This is a genomic window from Bacteroidia bacterium (assembly GCA_041391665.1).
Lineage (GTDB): Bacteria > Bacteroidota > Bacteroidia > J057 > J057 > JAGQVA01.
The window spans coordinates 1,591,987-1,608,058 of record JAWKNO010000002.1 but is presented as its reverse complement, the minus strand read 5'-3'; the positions used below and the strand labels follow the sequence as shown (position 1 = coordinate 1,608,058).

Sequence of the window (16,072 nt, the reverse complement as noted above, 5' to 3'; positions counted from 1 at the left end):
TTATGGATCCTTTCTTTCTGGTTGAAATTGGCGTTGTTGCCGTCATTATTATTCTTCAGTTTTTGGTTTTTGCCCGAAACAGTAGTACCATCAGGTTGCTGGGGAAAATATATCCGGATGCTGGTATGCTTAAGGTTAAGTCTATTGCCAATCCGGTAAAAGGCGAAGGTGCGGTTGTCGATGCTGAACCGGTAACCGTTATTGATGAAAATGGTTCTTTTAGCCGGGGGTTTCAGGAAATTGTTATCGCCACCAATGGTTATCTGCTGCGAAACCCCGGAGCAGCGGATTTTGAAATCCTCAAAGATGTGGCCGAGCGTAAAGTGGAGTCGGTTGAAAATTCGATCGAAGCCAATATTGCCCTGCCACTGTACATTGGACTCCTGGCAACATTTACCGGTGTGATTATCGGCCTTATCAGAATTGCTTTTGATGGGGTTACTGATGATGCTATCCAGGCATTTATTGGTGGGGTGCTTATCGGTATGATTGGCAGTGCAACCGGACTCGCCCTGACGGTGAGGAGCAACTTTACTTTTAAAGACAGTAAAAAGACGCGTGACAATGACCAATATGATTATCTTACCTTCCTCCGGACATATATTTTGCCCGTACGCCAAAAAGATCCTTCTTACGCGATTTCTTCTTTAAGAGAAAATCTGGGTGCTTTCAACGAGGGTTTTGTGCAATATCAGCAGCATATGAATGCGTCGCTCAGTGATACGCTGCGACTATTTGGCGAATTGAAAGACGTTTTTCAGCAAATCAGGAATATTGAGCAGGGCGTAAACGGTATGGGCCATTTCCTCCAGGCAAATAATGGCCTCATCGAAAAACAAATTGCCTACATCGAGTCTTACACAAACAAAGCACAGGAATTTACCCGGGCCCTTACAGGTCATATTACGGCCGTTGACAAACAAGTCGGTGCGCTGGTTGATGAAAATATCAAAGCGCTTGACCAAAGCAGTCAGGCAGCATTTCTGAAAATGGACCGTTACCTTTCGTCATTGGATAAGGCTGATAATAAGGCGTTTGCAGATGCACTGAATAAAGACCTTACGCATATACGGGGAGATATTGAATCCCTTCAGCAAAAAAGCCTGGAGGTGAATGCACGTCTGCTGGATCTGCTTCAAAAAGATACAAATGTACAGGTTGGAACGAGTGATAAGATGACCGCGATCGGTACGAAACTTGATCAAATGGCGGTTCAGCAGGAACAAGCTTTTACCAGTTCCTTCGGATTTAAGTTGTTTATCTATTCGGGTGTAGCTGCTTTTCTTACCACAATCGCGGGTGGTGTGATTTATCTCCTTAACAATTTTGCAGGATGAAATACGATAGTTCAAGACTTTTCTGGGTAAGCTATGCCGACCTGATGACAGCTTTGTTTATCATCGTCCTGGCGCTATTTATCCTGAGTTACAAAATGTTTAAAATGCGGGCAGATGCGCTGGTGCTGACAGAGGAAGAACTTCGGGTGCGAAGCCTCGAACTGGACCAGCAGAGTCAGGCTTTGGAAGAGCTTCAACGGCGCCTGAGTGAAGAGGAGATGCATGCCAGCTCCCTGATTCAGGAATTAAACAACGAGCGCGCCCGGCTTCTGGTAATGGAAGATGAATACAAAAAACTTCAGGAAATCCAGAAATCGATTGAAAAACTGGATCCCCGGTATTTTGTATATCAACCCTTATACAAACGCCATGTGTTGCGGACACAGGTTCAGTTTCCCAAAGGTAAAAGTGAGATTGCGGAAACATACAAATCCACGCTGGTGGAGGCCGGAAAGGCCCTCAAAGGGCTGGTCGATCAATTGGAACCCAATGACAATATCAAGTATCTGCTCGTCATAGAAGGTATGGCTTCCAGTGATTCCTATACCCGCAACTACGAGTTGAGTTATGAGCGCGCTTTATCTCTCTTCCGTTTGTGGGAAAATCAGGGGATTTCCTTTGACCCCAACCGCGTGGAGGTGATGATCTCCGGAAGCGGTGAAGGTGGTGTAGGGCGTGACAGGGTAGATGAAATCAAAAACCAACGGTTTCTGATTCAGATTATTCCGAAAATCGGAGAGCTGAAGGGCATCTCATATGATGCCCTCCCGGGAAATCCAACGTCGCCTGATCTATAATTCTCTGACCTGCTCCATCAATTCTGCTTTCCATCCTTTGCCTTCGGGCAATTCCGGACCTGCTTGTTTGAACCAGGATTCTGCGGCTTTTTTCTGGTTTCGCTTCTGCGCAGATATACCTAAAAGGTAATATTGAATGCGATCATCTGTGTCATAGGGTTTGCCTACACCCAGATTTTCCGGCCATTCCAGTGCTTTTTTGAGGTATATATCTGCTTGTTTGTAGTTTTTACTTTGAATAGCTGACACTGCCCCAAACAACAGGGCCTGTTCATAAATGCTTCGACCCTCCGAGGCGCCTTCAAATGGCAAAATATTCAACCCTTCTAACTGGCGGATTGCTGCCGGGTAGTCTTTGATGTTCAGAAGGGCTTTGGCAAGGTCAAAACCAAGGGTGTAATTGTCCGGAAACTTTGCTGTTGCTGTTTGAGCAATAGCAAGCGCAGGCAGATTTTCATCTTTTTCCCACTCCTCCTGAATCATCAGGTGGTGATAGCGCCAGTTTGATGGATCAAGTTTGAGTGCCTGGCGCGTATCTTCATAACTACCTCCATTCAAATCGGCCCGTGCTATATAGAAGGGTGCATAGTCAGGCTGATTACCCAATGCGTCAAAAATCATCTTCGCCTGGTCTTTTTGGTTCAGCGCCCAGTAGTTTAAGCCCAGGAAATACGCGGTTTTCCATTCTGCTTTGATTTGAAATGCCCAGTCCATTACAGGCAGACTTTCACGGCGGTAAGGGAAAACATACGCAGGATCTCTGCCAATGGTACTGTTGAGCAGGGGAATGTCCTGTTCAACCCCGTCTTTCATATACAGCCAGGAGATCCACAACAGGTTTTTGGTATGGGTAGGCCCGGCAATGAGCAACTGCCTGGCATTTTCATACAGCCCTGCGTTGGCATATTGAATGGCCGATTCGAGAAATGTTTCGTGGGGAAACTCATTATGAAGGTTATTCAGCGCCTGATAGTTTTCGTTGGACGGATCTGCCAGGTATTTTTCTGAGTAAGCCAGGTGAGAAAGCGGATCTATCCGCAGAATCGTTTCTACTGCTTTTTTCCCCGCATCTCTATTTTCCGTCATCCGCGCTGCCACAGCTTTCGCCCAAAGCGCATTGATCTGCAAAGGGTCATAGGCTAATGCCTTTTCTGCAAATACCCAAACACGTGGATAGTCCTTGGTTGTGAGCGATACCAGTGCCATTTCTGAATAAGCAGCGGCACGATATTGGGGGGACCTTGCCGCCCAGCCCAGGGATTCCAGCGCGTTGACATGATCTTCTTTGGCGCGGTAAATAATCCCTGCGATATAATTGGCGCCGGGATTATACGTATCGATGCTCAATGCCTGATTGGCTATTTTTAGGCCTTTGTCGTACTGCGCATTTCGATAATACATTTCGGCCAGCTTAGTCATCGCGTCAATATGCCATGGATCCATGGAAATGCATTTCTCAAACGCAGCTATGGCTTTGTCAAAGTTGCGAAACTCCATTTCCTGCAGGCCATCAAAATAGTAAAACGATGGGGTATTTTGTGCTACCGGCGGCTTGCCTTCGAAGGGGCGGCTGATAATAAGCGCATTCGGATCGGCGTCATAACGAATGTCTGCCTGTGGCATATTTACCGTCAGTTTCCCTTCCCCTGCTTTCACCCTGATAGTATCTACCTGCATAGGGGTGAGCGTAAGGCTGCTTTGAAGAATTTCTTTCCCATTAAGGGTGATTTGTACGTCTGTTTTCAGATTGGATAATGCGTTGACAATCACCAGAATCTCGCCTGCGTGGCGTTGTACATGCATTACAGCCTGTTCGGAGACTGCTGAGATACCGCCTGTCTTTTTTACGGGAAACCACAATTCTTTCCAGGAGTCAGCGCTGCCGGGATTAAAAGGAACCTGGGTAATGGGGTTGTTGTAGCCTTCGGGAGAGTATTGGTCAAATAGCCTTCCCGCCTGAAATTCAATATATTGACCATCTGTATCGGTCAAGAGATCTTCCCAGATTCCGCCGGAACGGGAAAGTGCCCATAACCATAGTTTTTGCCCGGGCATTTCTTCATACAGCGCTGAATGCCCAAAGCCAAATTCCTTGTTGTGAAAATAACCGCCAAAATAGTTGTTGTATTCTCCTACCACGTGATAAGACTTGGCCGGACCATAATTGTTGTATTTGTACTCGGCAATATGCCTCCCCTCCTGGTCATAGGGCCAGGACATGGGATCTCCGGGATGTGTCAGGTACGTATCTCCCGGACAGAAAAATTCCAAATCCTGAGTGGCTGCTGCAGCGCCTGTCATCCAGTTGTAATAGGACTGATGGAGTGGGGTAGGATTGTACCATAGTACTTTTGTCTCGAAGTAAGCTTTGTCTTTGGGTAGCCGAACTTCCACCCGCCATTGGGTACGGGAGGGCAGATCCATGGTTCCTACCCAGCAACTCACGCTTCCATCTTCATTTTCTACCAGCTTATAATCTACCGGAGAAGCAGTCGACGGGTGATGGCCAATGATCCCAAAGTTAAACTCAATACCGCCTGAAGTCCATGGCCCTCGCATGGAAATATTCCGGAACTTCATCACATCATTCATGTAGATAAATTCTTCCCCGGTGCTTTTTTCGATTGCACCGTACACTTTGCCCCCGCTTTCAGGCAGAACATACACTTCGATATAGTCATTTTCCAGTTTGACGATCTTCCAGTCCATCGGTTTGCCTGTATGGCTGTAGCCGTCAAATTTATGATAGGGGTAAATCTTTGGGTTGCTGCCAAGAATAGGCACAGGGTTGGGGTCATCGTAAGGATATGTGATGACCGACTTTATCTCTTCCGTAATTCGCGCTTTGTTTTGGGCGGATAGCTTCACCTGGAAAAACAGGCATAAAACCAGCAATAAAGGAGTTGTGTATTTTTTCATAGGGATAATTTTGGGGAGGGAACAGGTTTTTTTGCCCCGACTGACTCCATCCAGATTTCTAATAATTGATCCATTTCTTCAACTTTTTGGGGCATGGTGGGGGCAAGGTTTTGTTTTTCACTCATGTCCTGTGTCAGATTGTATAGTTCGTATTCGGGGCCTTCATACCATTTGATAAGCTTCCAATCTCCTGATCGGACGATACTGTAGGGTTTTACCCGATCGCCCCACCAGTAGTGAGGAAAATGCCAGTACAAGTTTTCTCGTTCGATCGTACCTGTCCCGGTAAGTAACGGACTTAAATCCAATCCATCGGGGGTTGTTTGTGGCGCACCTGCAATGGCAGAAAGGGTAGGGAAGAAGTCATTGCTTATAACAGGGATATTGCTTCTGCTTCCGGGTTTGATTTTTCCCGGCCAGTTGACAATCAGCGGTTCTCTTATCCCGCCTTCGTAGGGAAATCCCTTTCCCATTCGCAAGGGACTATTGTCTGTAGATACGATATGGCCACCATTATCAGAGAAAAAGATGATGAGTGTATTGTCTCTGATTTGCAGTGAGTCGAGGGTCTGAAGGATACGCCCCATGACGTCGTCCACACTTTCGATCATGGCTGCATAGATGGGATTTCGCTGGCTGTCAAGGGGGATTTTGGTCTGAAAATGTTCTGCAAAATCATCTTCCGGCCGGTAATCAGGTAAATTTTTGTCCGCTATCTGGAGGGCTTTATATTTTTCGACTACCTCTTCTTTGGCCTGTAAGGGGGTATGAACCGCGTAGTGCCAGAGATTTAAAAAAAATGGGCCGTTTTGGTGGTTTTCCCGAATAAATCGTGTGGCTTCCTCCCCCTCTCTTTCAGACAGATATTGCCCTGTTTTTTTGCCCGGCAGATTTTCAATAGACAATCCCCCCGCCTCATAGGGATCAAAATAGGCGGGCGGTTGCCCCAGATCTTCCCCGCCATAATTAAAATCAAAACCCTGATTTTCCGGCTTCCAGCCTTGAGGGCCCAGGTGCCATTTTCCAACATGGCAAGTGGTGTATCCGACAGCCTTCAGCGCCTCAGCGAGCGTGATTTCCGATGTTTCCATCCACCAGGGATTTTTTGGGGTGAGCAGGGCCATTCCCGGTAGGGTATCATATCCTGCAGGGTTTTTGCGGTCGGGAGGAATGGTTACACCAGAGGCACTTCCCCTGATCCAGTCTGTGATTCCCAGTCTGGCCGGGTACTTTCCCGTCATGATGGATGCCCGGGTGGGAGAACACACGGCACAGGCTGCATAAGCCTGGGTAAAGACCATTCCGTCTCGTGCCAACTGGTCTATCTGTGGCGTTTGGTACAATTTGCTGCCCATAAAGCCTACATCGCGCCAACCGAGATCATCTACAAGTACCAGCACAATATTGGGCTGTCGGCTGCTGATTTCTGTATTCTTTCCACAGGAAAAAAAGGCAAAACTGATTAGGCTTACCAGCAGGATTTTGGGGCTATTGTATTTTAAAAGCATAAGCGTACTGCATTTCCGGTTTGAGTCGGTTTGGGTCAAATTCGGGAAGCATTATCACCATGTCTTTCCCCCGGTTTTTCCAATTGAGTTTCTGACCGGTTGCCAGCAGGGTGACTGTCGCGTTGGGTTTGGGATGATAATCTTTGATGATCATTTCTTTGCCTGTCCAACGTGGAGATATTGCATACAAAACATCGTCTTTTTGGGTGAAAAACAATTCTTTCACTGCATATCCAGGTTCGGGGTCGATGGTCTGTTTGAGTATAAAGTCGCCCCCGAGGTAATGTTGGTCGGGTTTGTAATCCTGTTCACCCGCCGACCATTGTACCGGTCTTTTCCATGCGCGGGTTCCGTAGATGGCTTCTCCATTGACTTTCAGCCATTTACCCATTTGCAATAATCTTTCCTGCATGATAACTGGTATTTTTCCGTTACCATCTGGCCCGATGTCGAGTAGCAGGTTGCCGCCCCGGCTGACCGCATCTGTAAGCAGAAGGATCAATGTTTGAGGAGAATTGTAGTCCTGTACATCTTCATTTTGGTTGTAGCCGAAAGAGAATCCCATGCCTCTGCAAGCTTCCCAGGGGTGATCGGCATTCAATCCTGACTCATACTCTGCGGTGTAATATCCGCCGTGACGGTTTCTTGTACTTTTTCCCCAGCGGTCATTAATGACAATTTTATCTTTGACCGAAGATTCGTTGTAAAGCCAGGCGATGAGTTCGGGTGTTTTCCATTCTTCTGCTTCCAGTTCCCAGTCGCCGTCTCCCCAGGCAATGTCGGGCTGATAGCGCTCAATCAAATCTTTAAACTGGGGGTGCATATATTCGTTGACATATTTCTCTTTGTCTGTCAGATACCAGGGGTGAAACCATTCGTACAGGGAGTAGTAAAAACCAAGCTTTACGCTGGTTTTGTGCATCGCTTCGCTCAGCTCGCCGATCAGGTCGCGTTTGGGGCCTGAGTCGAGGCTGTTCCAAGGATACCCCCGGCTTTCACTGGCGTTTTTGTTGGGCCATAGCGTAAACCCATCGTGGTGTTTGGTGGTAATGACAACGTATTTTGCTCCTGATTGGGAAAGGAGTTCGGCCCATTCATCGGCATCAAATGATTGGGTCGTAAACATGTCGCCAAAGTTGAAGTAACTGAAGTGTGGCCCGTATTTTTGGGTATGGTAATCGTAAACCTCCGTTCCCGTAAACTTACCGTTTCCAAACAGGGTACGGTTTTGCATCCAGTATTGATACCACTCTGAGTAGGTCCCTTTGGGACTCCATGCCGGAACCGAATACGGCCCCCAATGGATAAAAATCCCCAGCTTGGCATCCTGAAACCAGTCAGGGATGGGCCGGCTGTCGAGCGATTCCCAATTTGGACTGTAGGTTTGTGTATAACCCGGGAATGCGGATAATAATGCCAGCAGCAGGATTAGTATATATGGGCGATTCATATCCTGAAGTAGATTTTATGTTTGTGGAGGAAATAGGTCAGGTACCAGAATATACCCCAGACAAGCAGGGCATTGGTAATATTATAGAACAGCGGGGAAAAACCAATTCCGCCCAATACCCCATCATTAAAAATGTGGACCAGATGATCGACCCAATGGGCACCGATATTGGCGAAAATATAGATGAAAATGGAGTTCATCCCCACGACGGCGAAGAAAAATACACTTTTCTGATAACCTTTTACGTCCACCAGCCAGAACATAGCTGTAAGCGTGAGCAAGGCCCACCCACCCGAAGCAAACACAAACGAGGTAGTTGCGATACGTTTGACAATTGGGGTAATGCTCAGCCAGTCGAGGCTGTAGCCGACAAACAGCCCGATGCCTCCGAAAATGAGTAATGTTTTGATTTTTTCTTTTTGAGAAGCTGCTGACAGCAGGAAGTTTCCTGCCATTGCGCCCCAGATGGTATGTGCGGCAGTAGAAATGCAGTTTACCGTAACCCATCCGCCGCCGTTATTGATTTTTCCCATCAGCAACATATCTGACCAGGAGCCAAAGTTTGCGTCTTTTACAAAGGGGGCTGCCGGATCATACACGCGGTAAAGAATTTCGGCCAGAAGCAAAAGTCCTAATGATACCCCCAACTGCAATTTCCAGGTATGACGTAATAGCAGAAAGGTAACCAGCACGGTGAATGACAACTGGGTAAGTACATTCCAAAGCTCCCATACAAGTTTTCCACTATATACACAGTGGAGACCTGTCCCAAACAAAAACAACATCCCGCACCGGAAGAGAATATGTCTGAAAACGCTGTTCCACGACTCACCTTTTTCCAGTCGTTTATTGAGGGAGAGGGGCATGGCGACCCCGACGATAAACATAAAAAATGGTTGGATCAGATCCCAGAATCTCAGCCCGTTCCACGGGTGATGGTCAAACTGCTGCATGACCAGGTGAAAAAAGCCGCTGTCGCCGGCAGCGTCGGTCAACGCGCGGTACACTTCTGCGGATTCTCCAAGGAGCAAAAACATCGTCGCTCCGCGAAACAGGTCGAGCGACAATAGTCGCTTGCCAATGGGGGTTTCGGTCGTAATCATTTTATGGTTCTTAAGTCGGTGATGAGCTGAATCATGGCTTCTGTAACCACCCGACTGATTTCCCAGCCTTTTTCTGTGCTGGCTTTTCGTGGGTCGCCATAAACGCCGTTGGGTGTCATGTCCCGCATCGTACGGTAAAATCCTGCTTTGGGGCCCCGAAGCATATCGCCTTCGGCCCACGGAAAGGTCGCCTGATTTGCGCCTTGTTTTATCAGATGGGTTTTTACCAAACCTGGGGCAATCAGTAGCATGAGGGAGGTCTCAAATTCGCAGGCATGACCAACACCGCCGGGGCCCGTTTCGTTGAGTGGAAAAAGTGCCTCTCCGGCAATTCGCCACCAGGTGGCAAATGTCAGTTTGATACCGGGATTTCGGAACCCGAATTTTTCTGTAATCACTGTACCTATACCCTGGTTTCCGCCATGGCTGTTGAGGATAATAATATTTTTGAATCCGTGTACGACTACGGACTGGAGAATATCCTCAACCTGATGCATAAAGCTTTCATGAGAAACCGTCAATGAGCCGGCAAATTCCATATGATGTTCGCTACAGCCTACCGATACCGTTGGCAAAATCAGCATTTTATCTCCGATTTCTTCATTGACCATTTTACAGAAATATTCTCCGATCATGCGGTCTGTTGCCAAAGGCAGATGAGCCCCGTGTTGTTCGGTGGCTGCTACAGGCAGAATGACGGGAATGCTTCGTTCCAGTGCGTCAATTTCAGGAGAAGTAAGTTGGTCCCAGTACATATTATTTTTTTACAGCCCAAAGTTCAATTTCAACCAACAGCGTATAAAGTAATCCTGACTGTACCGCAGTCCTGACGGGTTTTGGATCAGGAAAATAGGTTTTATACACTTCATTAAACCGCGGCCAGTTGGCCAGGTCAGTAAGGTAAACATTTACCTTAAAAACATCTCGTGCGCTGCATCCGGCAGTCTCCAACTGTTTTAAACAGTTTTCAATGGTATAGGCAGCCTGCTCCTCAATAGTATCTCCAATGATATTGCCCTCCGGATCAATGGCTGCCTGCCCGGAGATGACTACGATCTGATGTGGATTGATCACCAAAACCGGCGAATAAGGTCCGGCTGTTTTGTGCTGCGAAGCGCCTGCCGGAACCGCCCTCGCCGGGCGGTCTGCTGCCGGACTTTGCCCCATGGGATTGGGCATATACCCGGTAAAGCCTGCGATTTTCCATTGCCCGTTTACTTTCCGGCAGCGATAAAGGGTCTGCCAGCTGAGGGTATCGGCTTCTCCGCTCGCTTTCAGGATCTTGCCGTCAAACTTTTTCCTTACCAGCGCGCTGTTGCCGTTGATTTCTATATCCCGCATGGTCGTGATTCTATGGAGGGCTTCCAGCGGGTTTTCCGCCCAGTCTGTCTGTCCGAAAATTTCTGCCTGCCTGATCCATTCTTCCCGGTAAGCCTGCAAATCAGGAAAAGCCAAAGTCCATGAATCGGGGTTGGAAAGTCTCCGGGCGTCTGTACCCATAAATCCTTCTTCAATAAAATCATCTGCAACCATCGACCAGTCAGCTTTTGCAAAAGCTTCAATGTCGCGCATGACAAGCATTTCCCATATTTGATAGCGGTCAGAGTCTGTCAGTGGGAATGGGTTCTGTATTTTCATATTTATTCAAATATTCGTTTTAGTTGGGTAAATTCCTGAATGGCAGCCATATCGGGTACTACGCCCAGTCCGGGCCCTTCGGGCAAATAGACATATGGCGGCTCCAGCCGAATGGGTTTTTCCAGTAAATCGTGGGTGCGGATCAACCGGCCAAATATGTCTCCGGGCCAGATGCAGGAAGCCGCAGCGGCGGATGAATGTACATACATCGCCTCCAGAATGCCCAGATCAATTTCCGATCCGTGCCAGCACGGCAGGCCCGCCGCATCTGCGATGTGGTCGAGTTGCTGAAACTTCGCCAGCCCGCCATTGAAATTAAATCCATCGACGGCATCCAGCCGGATCGCCTGGATGGCATCTTTCACTCGCTGACCGTGAAGTATATAAGGAAGTGATACATGCAGACACATCGGCACAGAACTATAATTCCGAAGTGAGGCGTAGTCGTGAAGCTGCCAGCGGGGAATAGGATCTTCGAGGCAAAGCATATTTCCCACTTCTGCCAGTCCGTCCATTCTTTTCCGGGTCTCATAAGTAAATTCCCATCGCTCGTTGGGGTCAAGAATCACCTGCATACCGGGAGCAGTTTCGGAGATAATACGGCACCAACTCACAACATCATCCTCAAGATCGCATTTGAATTTGAGGCAATCATATCCCATGGCTGCAAACTCATGGGCGAGGTCTGCAATTTCTTCCGTCAATCGATGGCTTGACCAGGCGCCAACCCGCACTTTTTCCTGAACAGGGCCGCCGAGCAAATCAACTACCCGCATATTGTGGGATTTTGCAAAAGCATCCCATATAGCGCATTCAAACCCGTCGTATTCTCGGCAGAAAGTAAAAGGAAGTTTTTGTAAATGGAGTGTGCGCAAGTCTTTGCCAATGAGTATGCCCGCAATATCTGCTACTACATTCCAGTCATGACTTCTGTACAATTCTCCCCATCCGATGACACCATTGTCAATCTCCATCCGGAGAATGATTTTTGAGATCTCGTCAAATTGTACAGACCATCCGGCCTTCGCGCCAATCGGCAGTTTGTGCAGGGGTTTATGAATGCTTTTGCTTGCAATCCGCTCCGGAAAGGCGGGTACGATGACTTCGTAACAGGTGATTTGTTTAATTTTCATTTATTCGACAAATGAATTATTATATAAGGTAAGCGTCATCCCATTGTCCACCATGAGAATTTGTCCGGTGATGGATCGACTCATATCTGAAAGTAAAAAAGCCACGGTATTGCCCACATCTATCGCCTGGATCAGGTGCCGGAGCACTTGTTGGTCATGTGTATGATTGTGGATCCATTTTTCGGGATCGGGGTTCCAGGTACGGATCAGGTCGTAATTTTGCTCGGCATCGACAAGTCCGGGGCCTACGGCATTTACCCGGATATTTTGTTTACCCAATTCGACGGCCATACCTTTGGTCAGGCCTTCTACCGCATTTTTTGCACTGCAATAGATCGCATAACGAAGCGATGTGGCTTTGGCGTGGACAGAGCTTATATTGACAATGGCGCCAGGTTTTCCAGTGGGAAGTAACTGATTGACAAATACTTTGGACATTTGCCAGACACCTTTAATATCGACGTCATACAAATGGGTAAACTCTTCTACTGAAACTTCATGTGCATTTTTGCTTAGACCAATACCCGCATTGTTGACCAATCCATCGATCATGCCGTGTTTTTGATTGATCTCGTGAAACATATTTTCAACCTGGTCCATGTCGGAGACGTCGGCTACGACAGGAATTGCGCCTGGGTATTTTTGTGCGGCATCCCGGGCTTTTTCGGCGGATATTTCGTTGATAAACAATTTTCCACCCAGATTCAAAACGGCCTGACACACGCCTGATCCCACCCCAAATCCCCCGCCGCCGGTAACGAGTATATTTTTGCCCTGTAAATTCATTTAAGGAAGATATTGATTAAGACGATAGAATTCTGGCTCTTGATTATTGCGAACGACGATCAGCATTTTCCCCTTTTGGTCTCCCACAAAAACCATGTCCCTGACGTCGCCTTTTATTTTAAGGCCGGCGTGCATAGGATTTATTGTGGAAAATGTCCCATTGCCATTACCCGCCAGGATTACGCCGTGATTGCCGTCATAAGCACCCAGCTTTACACGGGTTCCGCTGAGGTTGCCCGCCAGGATAATATCCGGATACTGATCTGCATTTACATCTTCGAGGGTGATGGCATAAACCGGAGAAACCTGAGCCTGAATGGGTAATGGAGTGAGGCGGAACTGATTGTTTCCCAGATTTTCGATATAGGAAGTAGCAAATGTACGGGCATTTAATACCTCCGCGCCTTCCAGCTCTTCAGGAGAAAAAATATCAGAAATTGTCGCTGAAGCATAGTCGCTGTACTTAATAAATTTTCCTTTTAGCTTAGGCAGTTGTCCGATCAGATCGTCTTTCCATGCCATGGGATAACTTTTCCCTTCAAGGAAATAGCACAATATCGGGTCGATGGTACCATTGTCGTCAAAGTCTTTGGTGTAAATGGTTGCCGGTTCTGATTGGCTTACTTTGATCTGTGAGTTAAGCCCGTAGTTGCCTGCTACGAAGTCGATATCGCCGTCATTGTCCATATCTGCTGCTGAGAGAACATTCCACCACCCCTGTGAGTTTTCCAGGCCGTTTGTGCCGGTAATTTCCTCGAGCGTCGTTTCTTTTCTGATAAACATCCGCACAGGCATCCATTCCCCAACAACAACAAGATCAGGGCGGGTATCCCCATTGATATCGCTCCAAAGAGCATCTGTCACCATTCCCGGCTGAAGCAGTGCAGGGCAAAGGGTTTGAGTGATATCTGAGAAATTCCCTTTCCCATCATTTTCCAGCACATAACTTCTGGCAGGCAAAGGGTAATTTCCGGGAATAAGTCTTCCCCCTGCAAACAGATCCAGATCACCATCGCCATCAATATCTGCTGCACTGATACATGCGGTAGAAGTAAGCATGGCGGGTAATGCATTTACGGACAGGTTAAAGTTTCCTTTTCCATTGTTGATGTACAGACGATCCTGGAGTGCCGGATCATCAGGCGCAAATTCATAACCACCGCTGGTTACATACAGGTCCATATCACCATCATTATCTGCATCAAAAAATAGTGCTTCCATATCTTCTGAGGCTGCATCAGCTTCAAGGGCAGGTTGGGGGAATGGTTTCCAGCTTTGATCGGCCTGTTGCAGCAATATTTCCCCGGAAAAACCTTTAGCGCCACCGATAAACAGATCTGTTTTTCCATCTCCGTTTACATCTCCCTTGGCTATTTTGGGGCCCTGCGTTGAGAGGAAATGAGGAATCAGCGGCTGGGTTTTGAAATCAACAAATGGATTTTCATGATGTTGATATTCAAATGGAAGCGGCGATGAAATGGTAGAGAATAAGGGCGGGATCTCCTCTTCTTTCCCGGCAAACACGGCATTTTGCTGCTTGATTTCCAGCAAGGTATCTATTGGCGGTGAATCGATCGTCTGGGATTCTCCGTTGGGCCATCGAATTTCTATTTTTTGAATTTCTGAGATTTTCCCCAGACCAAAAAACAGTATGGGTTCAACCGACGACTGGAATCCCCGCACAGGGATAAGGGTCTGGCTGATGCGCTTATTTGCTTCTTTTATCACGACACAAACTTCAGCGCCCGTAGAAAACCGGTTGTTTTCTTCTCCATGAAGTTTGATCCGGAGAAAATGGCTGCTATCAGATCGGGTGAGATTATTTCTGTAAACAGAAGCAGTTTCATTGACATTATTAACCACGAGGTCCAGGTCGCCATCGTTGTCGAGATCACCGTAAGCGGCCCCATTGGAGAGGAATATTTTTTCAAACCCCCATTCGTTGGTTTTCTCTGTAAAAGTCAGGTCGCCGTTATTTTTAAATATGTAGTTGTGAACGTCGATAGGCGGCATTTTGGAGAGCAGGTCTTTAACAGCGATGGAATTGTTTTCCTTTTCAGATTTGATTTTTTCATCTGCGGCAAAGGCCATAAAGTCCATATTGGTATAGTCTCTTTTATAGCCATTGGTCACAAATAAATCCTGGAAGCCATCGTTGTCATAATCGGCAAACAGGGCAGCCCAGCTCCAGTCTGTGTTGGAAATTCCGGCCAGTTGTCCCGCTTCCGTAAATGTGCCATTGCCATTATTGATCTGAAGCATATTGCGCATAAACTGCTTCTGAAACCCGGAGGAAACCAGTCTTTGATTTTTTTCATAATTATCTGCTCCGGTACTCATTTTTTGCCGGTAGGGGTCATCGGGCAACATGTCCAGAGAAAGGATATCGGGTAGCCCGTCGTTGTTGATATCGCCGATATCAGAGCCCATGGAGAAAAGGGAGACATGGTCGAGGTATTCGGCGAGACTTTCTTTGAATGCCCCATTTTGCTGATTGATATACAGATAATCAGGTTCATTATAGTCATTGGAGACATAAATATCGGGCCAGCCATCGCGGTTGAAGTCAGCTACGCCCACACCCAGGCCAAATCCCAGCACATTGGTTAGAATGCCGGAATCATCGGTGATATTTTTAAACTTCCCCTGCGGTTCGCCGGGAGGAGGGATTTGGTCGTTTCTGTATAGTTTATCGCCATAGAAGGCATTTTCCCTGTTTTTCAACTGCGGCAGTAATTGGGAAAAGCCTGCGTATTCCTGGACAGAATGATTAAGTACAAAGAGGTCAAGATCTCCATCGCGGTCGTAGTCAAAAAATACACCCTGAGTAGAATATCCGGGATCGGCAACGCCGTAAAGTTCGCCTTGTTCGGTAAACGTGAGGTCGTGGTTGTTGATAAAAAGGAGGTTTTTGCGAGACTGAGGATTAGCAGCTGCGGAGCGGGAGACGTAAATATCGAGCCAGCCATCGGCATTTACATCAGCCATGGAGACGCCTGTATTCCACAGACCTTCTGCTTTGACTCCTGCTTCATCAGCAATCTCCTCAAAGTAAAGGTTTCCTTTGTTGAGGTAAAGATGACTGGAAACCAGATTGCCGGTGAAGTAAATGTCTGAAAGTCCGTCATTGTTGATATCACCTACGGCTACACCGCCTCCATTGTAGAAATATCCATAATTGAGGACATTAAACTGATCGCTTTCCTGCAGGATATTGCGAAAGCTAATACCGGACTCATTGGAGGAAAGGAGGGAAAAGGGTTTTTCCGGTGTTTTGTCACAGGCAATGAATAATATTGGGAAAGATAGTAGAAGATAAAATCGGTAATACATGAGCGGGGTTAGATTGGTAGTGTTTAGCCCGTAAACGGAGTAGAATTTAATAAAAAAGGCACTAACAA

General features: G+C 47.2%; 11 protein-coding genes and 1 pseudogene. 2 read left to right on the top strand and 10 right to left on the bottom strand.

Annotated features, from left to right (window positions below; genetic code table 11):
- Positions 1-2: 2 nt before the first annotated feature.
- Positions 3-1,337, top strand: a complete 1,335-nt coding sequence (locus tag R3D00_18245) for a hypothetical protein (GenBank protein ID MEZ4775130.1) — start codon at positions 3-5, stop codon at positions 1,335-1,337.
- Positions 1,334-2,134 carry an OmpA family protein gene (locus R3D00_18240; GenBank protein ID MEZ4775129.1) on the top strand — a complete coding sequence of 267 codons (801 nt, stop codon included), beginning with the start codon at positions 1,334-1,336 and terminating at the stop codon, positions 2,132-2,134. Before R3D00_18245 ends, R3D00_18240 begins: the two co-directional genes overlap by 4 nt.
- Here the strand turns inward: R3D00_18240 and R3D00_18235 are convergent.
- The 10 genes and pseudogenes from R3D00_18235 to R3D00_18190 form a co-directional block, all read right to left on the bottom strand.
- A complete protein-coding gene (locus R3D00_18235) occupies positions 2,129-5,053 on the bottom strand; it encodes a DUF5107 domain-containing protein (GenBank protein ID MEZ4775128.1) in 2,925 nt (974 codons plus the stop codon). The two genes, R3D00_18240 and R3D00_18235, sit on opposite strands and share 6 nt — an antisense overlap.
- Positions 5,050-6,561, bottom strand: coding sequence for a sulfatase (locus R3D00_18230; protein MEZ4775127.1), 1,512 nt, complete (start codon positions 6,559-6,561; stop codon positions 5,050-5,052). Before R3D00_18230 ends, R3D00_18235 begins: the two co-directional genes overlap by 4 nt.
- Entirely contained in the window at positions 6,542-8,011 is a 1,470-nt protein-coding gene (locus R3D00_18225) for an alpha-L-fucosidase (protein MEZ4775126.1), read from the bottom strand. Before R3D00_18225 ends, R3D00_18230 begins: the two co-directional genes overlap by 20 nt.
- Entirely contained in the window at positions 8,008-9,114 is a 1,107-nt protein-coding gene (locus R3D00_18220) for a DUF5009 domain-containing protein (protein ID MEZ4775125.1), read from the bottom strand. Before R3D00_18220 ends, R3D00_18225 begins: the two co-directional genes overlap by 4 nt.
- Positions 9,111-9,869, bottom strand: a complete 759-nt coding sequence (locus R3D00_18215; protein MEZ4775124.1) for a creatininase family protein — start codon at positions 9,867-9,869, stop codon at positions 9,111-9,113. The genes R3D00_18220 and R3D00_18215 overlap by 4 nt, the downstream gene beginning before the upstream one ends.
- 1 nt (position 9,870) lies before the next feature.
- The gene (locus R3D00_18210) at positions 9,871-10,281 is read right to left on the bottom strand and encodes a RidA family protein (protein ID MEZ4775123.1); all 411 of its coding nucleotides are present in this window, start codon (positions 10,279-10,281) and stop codon (positions 9,871-9,873) included.
- A pseudogene (locus R3D00_18205) lies at positions 10,279-10,752 on the bottom strand (hypothetical protein). The gene R3D00_18210 and the pseudogene R3D00_18205 overlap by 3 nt, the downstream one beginning before the upstream one ends.
- Before the next feature lie 2 nt (positions 10,753-10,754).
- The gene (locus R3D00_18200; protein ID MEZ4775122.1) at positions 10,755-11,885 is read right to left on the bottom strand and encodes a mandelate racemase/muconate lactonizing enzyme family protein; all 1,131 of its coding nucleotides are present in this window, start codon (positions 11,883-11,885) and stop codon (positions 10,755-10,757) included.
- On the bottom strand, positions 11,886-12,671 hold the full coding sequence (locus R3D00_18195; GenBank protein MEZ4775121.1) for an SDR family oxidoreductase: 786 nt from the start codon (positions 12,669-12,671) through the stop codon (positions 11,886-11,888).
- Positions 12,672-16,004, bottom strand: coding sequence for a VCBS repeat-containing protein (locus R3D00_18190; protein ID MEZ4775120.1), 3,333 nt, complete (start codon positions 16,002-16,004; stop codon positions 12,672-12,674).
- Positions 16,005-16,072 lie beyond the last annotated feature (68 nt).